11 protein-coding genes and 1 tRNA gene are annotated in these 12,706 nt (G+C 69.5%); 3 read left to right on the top strand and 9 right to left on the bottom strand.

From position 1 onward, the window contains the following. Nucleotides 1-52 precede the first annotated feature (52 nt). The 3 genes from OG485_RS17355 to OG485_RS17345 are packed head-to-tail and all read right to left on the bottom strand — an operon-like array spanning nt 53 to nt 3,305. Nucleotides 53-961 carry a carbohydrate ABC transporter permease gene (locus tag OG485_RS17355; protein WP_328669269.1) on the bottom strand — a complete coding sequence of 303 codons (909 nt, stop codon included), beginning with the start codon at nt 959-961 and terminating at the stop codon, nt 53-55. Then, nucleotides 958-1,986 (bottom strand): carbohydrate ABC transporter permease, encoded by a 1,029-nt coding sequence (locus tag OG485_RS17350; RefSeq protein ID WP_328669268.1) that lies wholly within the window; start codon nt 1,984-1,986, stop codon nt 958-960. The genes OG485_RS17355 and OG485_RS17350 overlap by 4 nt, the downstream gene beginning before the upstream one ends. Next, the gene (locus tag OG485_RS17345) at nt 1,983-3,305 is read right to left on the bottom strand and encodes an ABC transporter substrate-binding protein (protein WP_328669267.1); all 1,323 of its coding nucleotides are present in this window, start codon (nt 3,303-3,305) and stop codon (nt 1,983-1,985) included. The genes OG485_RS17350 and OG485_RS17345 overlap by 4 nt, the downstream gene beginning before the upstream one ends. Nucleotides 3,306-3,694: 389 nt before the next feature. On the opposite strand from OG485_RS17345, the gene OG485_RS17340 reads away from it, so the two are divergent. Next, nucleotides 3,695-4,750, top strand: a complete 1,056-nt coding sequence (locus OG485_RS17340; RefSeq protein WP_326787592.1) for a LacI family DNA-binding transcriptional regulator — start codon at nt 3,695-3,697, stop codon at nt 4,748-4,750. Nucleotides 4,751-4,917: 167 nt separating this feature from the next. Here OG485_RS17340 and OG485_RS17335 read toward each other — a convergent pair whose 3' ends face one another. The 4 genes from OG485_RS17335 to OG485_RS17320 form a co-directional block, all read right to left on the bottom strand. Next, nucleotides 4,918-5,424 carry a GNAT family N-acetyltransferase gene (locus OG485_RS17335; protein ID WP_328669266.1) on the bottom strand — a complete coding sequence of 169 codons (507 nt, stop codon included), beginning with the start codon at nt 5,422-5,424 and terminating at the stop codon, nt 4,918-4,920. Nucleotides 5,425-5,504: 80 nt separating this feature from the next. Beyond that, nucleotides 5,505-5,577 (bottom strand) — tRNA-His (locus tag OG485_RS17330). 108 nt (nt 5,578-5,685) lie between these two features. Next, nucleotides 5,686-6,288 (bottom strand): oligoribonuclease, encoded by a 603-nt coding sequence (gene orn / locus OG485_RS17325; protein WP_328669265.1) that lies wholly within the window; start codon nt 6,286-6,288, stop codon nt 5,686-5,688. A 162-nt stretch (nt 6,289-6,450) separates the two neighbouring features. Then, nucleotides 6,451-7,689 carry a helix-turn-helix domain-containing protein gene (locus OG485_RS17320; RefSeq protein WP_328669264.1) on the bottom strand — a complete coding sequence of 413 codons (1,239 nt, stop codon included), beginning with the start codon at nt 7,687-7,689 and terminating at the stop codon, nt 6,451-6,453. A gap of 1,367 nt (nt 7,690-9,056) precedes the next feature. Here OG485_RS17320 and OG485_RS17310 point away from each other — a divergent pair. Together OG485_RS17310 and OG485_RS17305 are read left to right on the top strand one after the other, a co-directional pair. Beyond that, a complete protein-coding gene (locus OG485_RS17310; protein ID WP_328555400.1) occupies nt 9,057-9,584 on the top strand; it encodes a universal stress protein in 528 nt (175 codons plus the stop codon). 185 nt (nt 9,585-9,769) lie between these two features. Beyond that, on the top strand, nt 9,770-10,333 hold the full coding sequence (locus OG485_RS17305) for a GPR1/FUN34/YaaH family transporter (protein ID WP_328669262.1): 564 nt from the start codon (nt 9,770-9,772) through the stop codon (nt 10,331-10,333). Nucleotides 10,334-10,483: 150 nt separating this feature from the next. On the opposite strand, the gene glmS is transcribed toward OG485_RS17305, so the two are convergent. Next, complete coding sequence (gene glmS, locus OG485_RS17300; protein WP_328669261.1) at nt 10,484-12,301, bottom strand: glutamine--fructose-6-phosphate transaminase (isomerizing); 1,818 nt, start codon at nt 12,299-12,301, stop codon at nt 10,484-10,486. 14 nt (nt 12,302-12,315) lie between these two features. Further along, entirely contained in the window at nt 12,316-12,573 is a 258-nt protein-coding gene (locus OG485_RS17295) for a hypothetical protein (protein ID WP_326787600.1), read from the bottom strand. Between the last annotated feature and the right edge of the window lie 133 nt (nt 12,574-12,706).

The following is a 12,706-nucleotide window of genomic DNA, read 5'->3' as shown; positions in this document are numbered from 1 at the left end:
GAGGCGGGACAAAGGGGCCGAGGCGGCGGTGACCCGGCCCCTGGAAGGGCGGTCAGCCCTTGATCGCGCCTTGCATGATCCCGCCCACGATCTGCTTGCCGAACAGGAGGAAGGCGATGAGCAGCGGCAGGGTGCCGAGCAGCGCGCCCGCCATGATGACGGCCTGGTCGGGGATGTAGCCGGTGCCCAGCGCGTTGAGGGCGACCTGAACGGTCGGCTCCTGCTGGTTCAGGGCGATGATCGGCCACAGGAAGTCGTTCCAGGCCATCACGAACGTCAGCAGGCCGAGCACCGCCATCGCCGGGCGCGCCGCCGGGAAGACGACGTGCCACACCACGCGCAGACTGTTCGCGCCGTCGACCCGCGCCGCCTCGATGAGCTCGGAGGGCAGGGCCTGCACCAGGTACTGGCGCATGAAGAACGTACCGAAGGCGCTCACCAAGGTGGGCAGGATGACCGTCTGGAGCTGGTTGGACCAGCCCAGGTCGCTCATCCACAGATACAGCGGTACGACGGCGAGCTGCGGCGGAATCATCATCGTGCCGATGGTCAGCAGCAGCAGAAGCCCGGAGAACTTGAACCGCAGCTTGGCGAAGGCGAATCCGGCGAGCGTGGAGAACACGACCGTGCCCACGGTGATGGTCCCGGCGACGATCGTGGAGTTGACCATCGCGGTGCCGAGCCCGGCCTGCTCCCACGCGGCCTGGAGGTTCTTGAACAGGTTCCCGCCGAACCACAGCGGCGGCGGAGACTGCGCCAGCCGGACGTTGTTGCGTGAGGCCGCGATGGCCGTCCAGACCAGCGGCGCGAGCGAGACCAGCGCGAAGACGATCAGGACGACATAGGTGACCGGACCCGCGTGGAGCTGCTTGCCCGCGCCGAGCACCCGGCGGCGTCCGGGGCGGCCGTCCGTGGTCGTCTTCGCCTCCGCCTGAGGAACAGTCGGTTCAGTGGTGGTCATTGGGATTTCCTCAGCCGTCGGGTGATCAGCAGGTTGATCGCGGCGATGATCAGCAGGATCAGGAACATCGTCCATGCGATCGCCGACGCCTTGCCGAGGTTGCCGATGCCCCAGCCCTGGTCGTACATGTACAGGCCGAGCGTCTGGTACTGGTGCGCGGAGCCGCCCTTGGAGCCGCTGACCCCGCCGAACAGGAGCGGTTCACCGAAGAGCTGGGTCGCGCCGATCGTGGACACGACGACCGTGAACAGGATCGTCGGCCGCAGCATGGGGATCGTCACGTGGCGGAACTGCTGCCAGCGGCCGGCGCCGTCGAGGGCGGCCGACTCGTACAGGTCCGTGGGGATCGCCTGCATCGCCGCGAGATAGATCAGCGCGTTGTAACCGGTCCAGCGCCAGATCACGATCGAGGAGACGGCGAACTGGCCGCCCCAGTCGGACTCGCGCCAGTTGATCGGGTCCACCCCGACGAAGTGCAGCAGCCAGTTGACCATGCCGCCGTCCCACGAGTACAGCAGCGTGAAGACCAGCGTCGCCGCCGCCACCGAGGTGGCGTACGGGGTGAGCATCACGACCCGCCACATGGTCGAGCCGCGGAGCCGGTAGTTGAGCAGGTGGGCGATGCCGATCGCCATCAGCAGCTGCGGCACCGTGGAGATCACGCCGATGGTGAAGGTGTTCCCCAGGGCGTTCCAGAAGAACTCCGAGGACAGCAGGTTCTTGTAGTTGTCCAGACCGGCCCAGGTCTGGTGGTCGAGACCGGAAAGCTGCACATTGTGCAGCGAGTACCAGGCCGTGTAGAGCAGCGGTACGAGCCCGAAGGCCCCGAAGACGATGAAGAAGGGGGCGATGAATGCGTACGGCGACGCCTTCATGTCCCAGCGGTACAGCCGGCTGCGCCAGGACTCCGGGTCCTGCGGCGGCTTACCGCGACCCTGAGCGCCCCGGGCCGCGCCCGGCTGAGAGCCGGGCGCGGCGTCGGCGCTCGTCGCGGGGTGCGCGAGAGCCTGCTTGGAGCTGGTCACTGGCCGAGCACGTCCTTGACCTCAGCCTTTGCCGCGTTCCAGCCCTGGTCGGGGGACTTGCCCTTCTGCTCGACCTGGAGGATGCCGACGTCGGAGATCGCGGTGTTGATCGGCTGGTCCTTGGTGCCGAAGTACTGGACCGGGATGGTCTTCGCCGAGTCGCCGAAGATCTGCGTGATCGGCGCGTTGGAGAAGTACTCCGTGGTGGCGGCGGCCGGCGTCAGGGTCGAGTAGGCCGACGGGGTCGACGGGAAGCTCGCCTGCTTGGCGAAGACCTTCGCCTGCTGCTCGGGCGCGGTCAGCCACTTGGCCAGCGCGATGGCCTCCTTCTGGTGCTTGCCCGCCACCGGCACACCGATGAACGAGCCGCCCCAGTTGGCCGCGGTCGGCGCGGCGGCCACGTCCCACTTGCCCTTGCCCGCGTCACCGGACTTCTCCTGGATGTAGCCCATCATCCAGGCGGGGCAGGCCACGGTCGCGAACGAGCCCTTGGCGAAGCCCTGGTCCCACGTCGGGTCGAACTGCTTCAGCTTCGCCGACATGTTGCTGGTCGCCACGGTCATCGCGGTGTTCCAGGACTTCTTCACGCCCGTGGACTTGTCCCAGATGGCGTTGCCGTCCTTGTCGTAGTACCGCTCGCTCTCGCCGCCGAGGGCCGCGTTGTAGACCGAGGAGGCGGAGTCCACGAACTTGGTGCCGCTCGGCGCCTTCTTCATGTAGTCCTTGCCCAGCGCGACGTACTTCGCCCAGTCGCCCTTCCACTGCTCGGCGAGCTTGGTGCGGTCGGTCTCCAGACCGGCCTTCTCGAAGAGGTCCTTGCGGTAGCAGATCGCCATCGGGCCGATGTCGGTGCCGAGCGCGATGGTCTTGCCGTCCTTGTTGGTGGCCTGGGCCACCTTCCAGGGCAGGAACTGCGACTTGTCGACCTCCTTGCCGAGGTCGACGAACTTGTCGGCCTGGGTCTGGACGGCCTCGGTGATGTTGCCGACCTCGATCGCCTGGATGTCGTCGGTGCCGGAGCCGGCCTGGAGACGCGTGAGCGTCTTGGGCCAGTAGACGTCGGTACGGGTGGTGACGTTCTCCTTGATCGTGATGTCGGGGTGCAGCTTCGTGTACTCGTCGTAGAGGCCGGCCTGCTTGTAGCCGAAGACGCCGAACGTGCCTACGGTCAGGGTCGTCTTGCCCTTGCCGCTTCCACCGTTGTTGTCCGACGAGCTGTCGTCCGGGTCGCTGGAACAGCCGGCCAGCAGTCCCGTAGCCAGCGCGGCGACGACCGCGATGGCCCCCAGCCTGCGGGACCGGCGGGTACTCGTGCGCATTGCGTCCTCCTGTTGCCTGACGTGCCGACCCCCCGGCCAACTGCATTGGTGGCGCCCGTTGTTTCTCGCTGCGGCTCGGGCGGGGAACGTGCGGGATGTGTATGTGTCAGGTACTGTGGGAGCGCTCCCACAGGTGATGTGTTGAAGAGTCGTCGGTTCCGGCGGGGGTGTCAAGGGTGGGGGAGCGGAGAGATGCGTTCAGTTATCGGCCTGTTAGCTGAAGATGTCATTCCGCCACATGGCCGGAAGCGTCTCATGGTGCGTCCGGTGCCTGAAGGGCGGCGGGTTCGAGAGATGACGCCTCCTGGGCTGCGGCCCAGTGACGCGAGCCTCGCCGGACGAGGCTGTTAGATTCCAGGCCAACTTGGTTTCAACGGGAGGCGGAGGCCATGGCAGTCCACGGAGCGCGGGGCCGCAGTGGTGGGCGGCCGACCCTCGAAGAGGTGGCCGCGCGCGCGGGAGTGGGCCGTGGCACGGTCTCCCGGGTGATCAACGGCTCCCCGCGGGTCAGCGACGCGACCCGGGCCGCGGTCGAGGCGGCGGTCGCGGAGCTCGGATATGTTCCGAACACGGCGGCCCGCGCCCTCGCGGCCAACCGCACGGACGCGATCGCCCTGGTCGTCCCCGAACCGGAGACGCGTTTCTTCGCGGAACCGTACTTCTCGGACATGCTGCGCGGTGTCGGTGCCGAACTCTCCGAGACCGAGATGCAGTTGCTGTTGATATTCGCGGGCAGCGACCGGGAGCGGCAGCGCCTGGCCCAGTACCTGGCGGCGCACCGCGTGGACGGCGTCCTGCTGGTCTCGGTGCACGCCGACGACCCGCTCCCCGACCTGCTCTCCCAGCTGGAGATCCCGGCCGTGATCAGCGGCCGGCGTTCGGCGGAGGAGACGCTTCCGTCGGTGGACTCCGACAACTACGGCGGCGGGCGCGCTGCCGTGGAACATCTCGTCTCCCGGGGGCGCGGAAGAATCGGCCACCTCGCCGGCCGTATGGACGTCTACGGCGCCCAGCGACGCGTCGACGGCTACCGCCAGGGTCTGCGGGACGCCGGCCGCGAGGTGGACGACCGGCTGATCGTCCCCGGCGACTTCACCGAGGAAGGGGGCCGGCGCGCCATGACCCTGCTGCTGGAGCGCTTCCCCGACCTCGACGCGGTCTTCGCCGGCTCCGACGTCATGGCGGCGGGTGCCCGGCAGGTGCTGCGCGAGAGCGGCCGGCGCATCCCGGACGACGTGGCGCTCATCGGCTACGACGACTCCGCCATAGCCCGTCACATGGATCCGCCCCTGACCAGCGTCCGCCAGCCCATCGAGGAGATGGGCCGGGCCATGATCGACCTCCTTCTCGGAGAGATCGCGGACCGCCGGCCCGTGGCCTCCCGGGGGCTGGAGAAGCGTCAGCTGGTGCTGCCGGCGGAACTGGTGGTGCGGGCGTCGTCCTGAGGCGCGCGAGGAGAGGTCCTCCGGGCCCGCCTTCGGGGCGGCTCCGCCCGGAGGGGCGCCCTCGCGGTGCCGCACGGGGCCCCGGAACGGTCCGGCGGAGGGCGCTCAGGGGTGCCGTCCGCCGGACCGTTTTGGTTCCGTGCCGTCGTGTCCGGGACCGGGTGGGGTCACCGTCGTACCGTCAGCTCCCAGCGGACCTCGCCGTCCTGGAGTTCGGCGGTCGCGGTGAGTCCCGCGGCCGCGGCGACGGCGGCCGAGGAGTGGTGAGCGGGGTGCACATGGGCCACGACCGTGCGGACGGGGAACGCCCGGGCCGCATGCCGGACCAGTGACCTCGCCGCCTCCACCGCGTACCCCCGGCCCTGCCAGGGTGTGCCCACGACCCAGGCGACCTCCGCAGTCTCTTTCGAGACGGTCGCCTGCACCGTCCCCACGAGGCATCCCAGGGCCCGCTCCCGCAGCACCCAGTTGCACCAGAGGACGTCCGGATCCGGCGAACCCGCGACGAGGCGCTCGTACCGGGCCCGCAGCGTCTGTGGAGTGTCCGGCGCCCCGCCGATGAACGCGTGCAACGCCGGATCGGCCAGCACCGCGGCCATCTCCTCGGCGTGCTCGGCCCGCAACGGGAGGAGATCGAGCCGGGTGGTGGCGAGGGGCTTCGTGGGGTGGGACACCAGGGGAGCGTACGGGCCACGGGGTCCGGGAACGCAATCAGCCGGTGACCTGTTCAACAGGTCACCGGCTGATCGCTCAGGGTGAGTGACGGGACTTGAACCCGCGGCCACCTGGACCACAACCAGGTGCTCTACCAACTGAGCTACACCCACCATGTCCGGTCTTCGTGCTTCTCCGACCGGCCGAGAAAAAGTGTACAGGGTCTGAAGGGGTGCTCGCGCACACCTTTTGACGGGGCCCATCCGGGCCCCGTCAAAGGCCTATTCGGTGGGCAGGACGTGCTTGGCCGCGATGGTGCGGGCGGTGTCCGAGTCGGGGCCGGGCTGCGGGACGAAGATCGCCTCGCGGTAGTAGCGGAGCTCGGCGATGGACTCGCGGATGTCGGCCAGGGCGCGGTGGTTGCCGTTCTTCTCCGGGCTGTTGAAGTACGCCCGGGGATACCAGCGGCGGGCCAGCTCCTTGACGGAGGACACGTCCACGATGCGGTAGTGGAGGTAGTCCTCCAGCGTCGGCATGTCGCGCAGCAGGAAACCGCGGTCCGTTCCGACGGAGTTCCCGCAGAGCGGGGCCTTGCCCGGCTCCTTGACGTGCTCACGTACGTAGGAGATGACCTGCTCCTCGGCGTCCGCCAGGGTCGTGCCCCCGGCGAGCTCCTCCAGCAGGCCGGAGGCCGTGTGCATCTGGCGCACCACGTCCGGCATCGTCTCCAGGGCCGCGTCCGGCGGGCGGATCACGATGTCCACCCCTTCGCCGAGCACGTTCAGCTCAGAGTCGGTGACCAGTGCGGCCACTTCGATGAGCGCGTCTTCCGACAGCGAGAGTCCCGTCATCTCGCAGTCGATCCACACCATGCGATCGTTCATGCGTCTCACCCTACGGCCAGCCTCCCTCCGGTGGACCCGCCCGTGCGCCCCGCCGGGGCGGCGCATCGCACCGGGTCCGGGCCCACGGGTGAAGAGGTCCGCATACGAAGGAGCCCGCACCCGAAGGTGCGGGCCCCGCGTGTCCTGCCGGCTGCCGCCGGCCTATGGCGCGCTGCGCTGTCCGGGCAGGCTCGGCCTGCCCGTGGCGTACAGCTCCGCCCGTTCCCGCATCGCCTCCGCGGAGAGCGACGCCGCCGCGCCCAGGCCGGCCGCCGCGGTGCGGCGGGTCTGCATCGGGACCGGGCCCGAGTGCTCCTGGTGCAGGGACGTCGGCGGTCCGACCGGACCCGAAGGGCCGTCCGGATCCACGTTCCGCTCGGCCTGCGGCCTGCGGGCGCGGTACGCCGCCCGGTACGCGGCCGGGGACGAACCCAGCTGCCGCCGGAAGTGGCCCCGCAGCGCGACCGGCGAACGGAAGCCGCAGCGGCCCGCGACCTCGTCCACCGAGTAGTCGGACGTCTCCAGGAGGCGCTGCGCCTGCAGGACGCGCTGAGTGATCAGCCATTGCAGGGGAGCGCTTCCGGTGAGCGAGCGGAACCGGCGGTCGAAGGTGCGGCGGCTCATGTAGGCGCGAGCCGCCAGCGTCTCGACGTCGAACTGCTCGTGGAGATGCTCCAGCGCCCAGGCGACGACCTCCGCGAGGGGGTCGGCGCCGATCTCTTCCGGCAGTGACCGGTCGAGATAGCGCTCCTGGCCTCCGCTGCGCCGCGGCGGGACCACCAGACGCCGGGCGAGCGCGCCGGCCGCCTCGTTGCCGTGGTCCGTCCGCACGATGTGGAGACAGAGATCGATTCCGGCCGCCGTACCCGCCGATGTCAGGACGTCGCCGTCGTCCACGAAGAGCTCGCGGGGGTCGACGTGCACCGACGGATAGCGCTTGGCCAGCGTCGGCGCGTACATCCAGTGGGTGGTCGCCGGACGGCCGTCCAGTAAGCCGGCCGCGGCGAGCACGAAGGCGCCGGTGCACAGCCCGACTATGCGGGCGCCTTCCTCATGGGCACGGCGCAGTGCGTCGAGCGCCTCCTCCGGTGGTGGCGAGGTGATCGACCGCCAGGCGGGCACGACGACCGTGCCTGCCCTGGAGATCGCTTCCAGGCCATGTGGTGCGGTGAGTTCCAGGCCCCCTGTGGTCCGCAGCGGGCCATCCTCGCCGGCACACACCAAAAGGCGGTAGCGCGGCACGCCGGCGTCCTGGCGGTCAATCCCGAACACCGACAGCGGAATGGAACTCTCGAAAATGGGGCCGCCGCTGAACAGCAGCACCGCGACGATCTCCTTGCGGCGTCGCCCGGACAGTTTCCGGGCCGCGGTTTCCGGCGCGGCAGTGGAGTCGTGGCTCATCCTGCTAAGCCCCCCTCGGTGGTCGCGGCTCCTCGGTTGTGTCGCTCCTGCACGTTTCCCCTCGGTCCTGCACGAGTCCCCCGCCGTAAGACAAGATCGAATCTACTGTGTCCCGTCACGCCAGGGTGACCAGTTCGGTACTCCGCAGAATGTCGACATGGCAACTTGGCGTGAAGCATTCGATCACGAAGCGTTGCACTCGTGGGCGCCGCAGGGAAGTGCGCCTCGTGGCAGTGGCCAATCCACATAGGGTGCGCGCGGCCTCCGTACCCCTTTAGGTGCAGGTCGAACGGGGGTTGGGGGGTCGTTCGAGCAAGGGATGCGCCACTGCCGGAAGTTGGCTGAAAAGAAGCGTAGGTGTACGCGCAAACCGGTCAGTCGACCGACTCGTTCCCCCCGGTGTGACGAGCGCCTCGGTGAACTCCCGTGCCGCTTCCGCCCCGTGGGGCGGCCCTCGGGCCCGCTCCGCTCCCGTGCCCCGTGCTCCCCGTGGCTCCCGTACTCCCCTTGCCGGTCCTCCCGTGCCGTCCGCGCTGCCGCGGGGCGCGTCCGCGCGGGCGCGACGTGCTCCGCTGTTCGTCGGCCAGGAGCGCCGCCCCCCGCTCGGACTGGCGCAGCAGGATCACACAGGCCCCCGTCACGGCCGCGAGACCCAGTGCCGTACCGGCCGCGCCGGCGAGCGAGCTGCCGTACCAGAGAAGGACCGTCGGGACCAGGACGCAGCTGAAGGCCGCCCAGCGGACCACGTCGCTCACCGCGTCCGGCGCGGGAGGAACCGGGGGGCGTGCACCGGAGCATGTTCCCGATCGCGATCCGGAGTGTGATCCGGATCGCGCTCCGGGGGGTGCCGCGGGCGAGGCGCAACGGGCGGGGCGGGCCGGTGGGGCGGAGGGTGCGAAGGGTGTGGAGGAGCGGGGGGCGGTGTCGGGTCCGGACACGTTCTGCTCCCTGGTGCTCCGGTGTTCTCCGCGCTCCGCACGGCAGGTGATCTCCATGGCGCGCCTTCTCCGCGGCGGCTGCGACCGGTTCAACGCGCGTTCGACCCGCCGGTCACTGCCCGGCCCGTGGGGGTGGGTGTCCGGAAGGGGGCCGCCCGGTCACATCCGCCGACGGAACTCCCCGTTCCCGGGAGCCGGTGCAAATTCACAGGGGGCCCTGCGCAAACCACCTGTACAGGGCAGCAACCATTGCGTTACGGGCACCCTCTCGTGCATGCTCCCTGGAATGCCGCGTAAGGCGCGCGGGATCTGGGCAGAGGAGGCGTGCCGCCGTACCCTTGGGGGTATGGGGTTGGGAAGATGTTTCCCAGACACAGCTCTGCCGTTCGTTGTCGTCCCCACCACGAGGATCCAAACGCCGAGACACCCATGGCCGGTCACGAATTCTTCGATCCCGCGGACCGCAAGCGCCCGCTCGCCGATCCCACGGCGGCCGAGCCCCTGGCGGCGGAAGAACTCCGCCACTCCTGCGATCCCGCCTTCAAGCACGGCGTCGTCGTCGGTTTCGACGGTTCGACGTCCAGCGAGCGTGCCCTCGCCTACGCGATCGGGATGGCGCACCGCTCGGGCTCCGGCCTGATCATCGTCCATGTGGCCAACCGGCTGCCCACCACGGTGTGGGCGGGCTGTGAGCCGCCTGTCTTCGTCGATGTCCCGGACCACCGCACCGAGGTGCTGGGTCTCGAACTCGCCTGCGCCGAATACCTCTCCGAGGTGCCCTGGATCCTGGTCGAGCGCGGCGGCGACATCTGCCACGAACTCGAGGAAGTGGGCCGGGAGTACGAGGCGGACGCGATAGTCGTGGGCTCCACGCACGGCATCGTCGGGCGCATCTTCGGCTCGGTGGCGGGACGGCTCGCCAAGCGCGCCAAGCGCCCTGTCATCGTCATTCCCTGACGCCCCGTCCCTTACGGGGCGGTCCGGCCGCCCCGCGCGCGACCGGCGGCGTTCTCTGTGCGGTGAGTGAACCTACCGGCGCGTAGAGGTGTTTGTGCCTTTGTGAAGGGCATATACGGGACGCCGGTCCTACGCGGCGACCGGTACGGCGCAGCACAACTGCACAGGCATGAAGGGAGCCCGCCGTGGACAACGACGTCTCTGCGGGAAGCACCACCACCATCGTAGGAAGACTCGCGCTCGGCGTGACCCTGCTGGCCTTCGGCCTCGGGTACACCGACCTGATCGACGGGGTGACGGCGGCCGACGCCGTGTCACTGGCCCACTACGTGGGCGGCGTCGCGCTGTTCGTCGCCGGTCTGCTCGCCTTCCGCGACCGTGACACGGCCGACGGCACGGCCTTCACGGGACTCGGCGCCCTCTGGTTCACCTGGGCCGTCTCGGCCGGCGGCCAGGTCTCCGACAACGCGGCGGGACTCTTCCTGCTGCTCTTCGCGCTCGTCGTGCTCTCGCTCGCCCTCGCGGGCGGGGACACCCTCGGCCAGGGCACCTACGGACTGTTCTTCGTCTCCCTGCTGCTTCTCGCCGTCGGCCGTTTCGCGGACAGCACCGGCCTGGGCAAGGCCGGCGGCTGGTTCGCCGTCGCGGCCGGCGCGGTCGCCTGGTACGCGGCCACCGCGGCTCTCGCCCACTGGCCCGCCGCGCTTCCGCGACGCGCCGCCGGCCGGGGGGTGACGGCCACCGGCTGACCTCGGCGCGGGCCGGGGTATTGGGCGGCTCCGGCCCCTCGAAGAACGATCCCCGTGCGCGGGTGGTGCGCACGGGGATCGTTCATGTCCGGCCGCCGGCAAGGGACTTGCGTGGCGACGAAGGGGCGGCGGACCGCCGCCCGGTGGTGACTACTCGACGGTGACCGACTTGGCGAGGTTGCGCGGCTTGTCGATGTCCCGGCCGAGCGCCAGCGCCGTGTGGTACGCGAGGAGCTGGAGCGGGATGCCCATCAGGATCGGGTCGAGCTCGTCCTCGTTCTTCGGGACGACGATCGTCTGGTCGGCCTTCTCCTGGTGCCGGTGCGCGACGGCGAGGATCTGGCCGCTGCGGGCCTTGATCTCCTCCAGGGCGGCGCGGTTCTTCTCCAGCAGGTCGTCGTCGGGGACGATCGCGACGGTGGGGAGCGCCGGCTCGATGAGCGCCAGCGGACCGTGCTTGAGCTCGGAGGCCGGGTACGCCTCGGCGTGGATGTACGAGACCTCCTTGAGCTTCAGCGAGGCCTCGCGGGCCACCGGGTAGCCCCGGACGCGGCCGATGAAGAGCATCGAGCGGGCCTCGGCGTACTCCGCGGCCAGCTTCTTGATCTCGTCCTCCTGCTCCAGGATCTCGGCGATCTGGGCGGGGAGCTTGCGCAGGCCCTCGATGATCCGCTTGCCGTCGCGGACCGACAGGTCACGGGTACGGCCGAGGTGCAGGGCGAGCAGCGCGAAGGCGACGGTGGTGTTGGTGAAGCACTTCGTCGAGACGACGCAGACCTCGGGGCCCGCGTGCACGTACATGCCGCCGTCCGCCTCGCGGGCGATCGCCGAACCGACGACGTTGACCACGCCGAGGACCCGCGCGCCCTTGCGCTTGAGCTCCTGCACGGCGGCCAGCACGTCGTAGGTCTCACCGGACTGGGAGACCGCGATGTACAGGGTGTCGGGGTCGACGACCGCGTTGCGGTAGCGGAACTCGGAGGCCGGCTCGGCGTCCGCGGGGATACGGGCCAGCTCCTCGATCATCTGGGCGCCGATCATGCCCGCGTGGTACGAGGTGCCGCAGCCCAGGATCTTCACGCGGCGCACGGCGCGCGCGTCGCGGGCGTCCAGGTTCAGGCCGCCGAGGTGGACCGTCGAGAACCGGTCGTCGATGCGGCCGCGCAGCACGCGGTCCACGGCCTCGACCTGCTCGTGGATCTCCTTGTGCATGTACGTGTCGTGGCCGCCCATGTCGTACGACGCGGCCTCCCACTCGACGGTGGTCGGCTCGGACGTCGTCCGGGTGCCCTCGGTGGTGTACGTCCGGAAGTCGTCGGCCTTGAGCGTGGCCATCTCGCCGTCGTCCAGCGTGACGATCTGGCGGGTGTGGGTGACCAGGGCGGCGATGTCCGAGGCGACGAACATCTCCTTCTCGCCGATGCCGAGCACGACGGGGGAACCGTTTCGCGCCACCACGATGCGGTCGGGGAAGTCGGCGTGCATCACGGCGATGCCGTAGGTGCCCTCGATGACCCGCAGTGCCTCGCGGACCTTGTCCTCCAGCTTCTCCTGCTGGGAGCGGGCGACGAGGTGGGTGAGGACCTCGGTGTCGGTCTCGGAGAGGAACTCGACGCCGTCGGCCTCGAGCTTCTTGCGCAGGTCGGAGGCGTTGTCGATGATGCCGTTGTGGACGACCGCGACCTTGTTGTCGCCGGACATGTGGGGGTGCGCGTTCACGTCGGAGGGGGCGCCGTGCGTGGCCCAGCGGGTGTGGGCGATACCCGTGGTGCCGGCGAAGCGCTTGGGGACCTTCGCCTCCAGGTCGCGGACCCGCCCCTTCGCCTTGACCATCTTCAGGCCGGCCGACTTCGGGGAGGTCACGACTATGCCCGCCGAGTCGTAGCCGCGGTACTCCAGGCGCTGAAGGCCTTCGAGGAGCAGCGGGGTCACATCACGCCTGCCGATGTATCCGACGATTCCGCACATACAGGTAGATTCCCTCAGCCATAGACGATGCGGCGGAGCTGCCTGAGCGTGAGCTCCGGCGGCGCGACCGCGCGATATTTCAGGTCCGCCTCGATCCGTTCGAAGATCGACTCGTTCACCAGGCCCTGGGCCTGGAGCTCGCGGTGGCGGCGGCGGACGAACTCCTGGGTCGTCTCGTCGAAATAGGCGAGAACGTCCTGGATCACCCGCAGCGCCTCACCCCGGTTCAGGGGGGTCGACCGCGTCAAATGATCAACGAGTTCGTCGTGCACCCGTTGATCCTGGGGTACCGGAAGACGATTCGCAAGAATCCTGCCCGATATCGGGCAAGTACTTGTTGAATCTCTCATGGTGTGCTGTTTGCAGGCTGTCCATATGACGTCTTGCGTCCCGTCGATTGCCCGG

The sequence above is a fragment of the Streptomyces sp. NBC_00328 genome (assembly GCF_036139655.1).
Classification (GTDB): domain Bacteria; phylum Actinomycetota; class Actinomycetes; order Streptomycetales; family Streptomycetaceae; genus Streptomyces.
The sequence above is the reverse complement of the archived record's forward strand: the minus strand, read 5'-3'. Positions and strand labels throughout refer to the sequence as shown.

Coding starts and splice junctions, on each gene's coding strand:
- OG485_RS17355 (WP_328669269.1), bottom strand. CDS start 961: ATGACCACCACTGAACCGACTGTTCCTCAGGCGGAGGCGAAGACGACC.
- OG485_RS17345 (WP_328669267.1), bottom strand. CDS start 3,305: ATGCGCACGAGTACCCGCCGGTCCCGCAGGCTGGGGGCCATCGCGGTC.
- OG485_RS17340 (WP_326787592.1), top strand. CDS start 3,695: ATGGCAGTCCACGGAGCGCGGGGCCGCAGTGGTGGGCGGCCGACCCTC.
- orn (WP_328669265.1), bottom strand. CDS start 6,288: ATGAACGATCGCATGGTGTGGATCGACTGCGAGATGACGGGACTCTCG.
- OG485_RS17320 (WP_328669264.1), bottom strand. CDS start 7,689: ATGAGCCACGACTCCACTGCCGCGCCGGAAACCGCGGCCCGGAAACTG.
- OG485_RS17310 (WP_328555400.1), top strand. CDS start 9,057: ATGGCCGGTCACGAATTCTTCGATCCCGCGGACCGCAAGCGCCCGCTC.
- glmS (WP_328669261.1), bottom strand. CDS start 12,301: ATGTGCGGAATCGTCGGATACATCGGCAGGCGTGATGTGACCCCGCTG.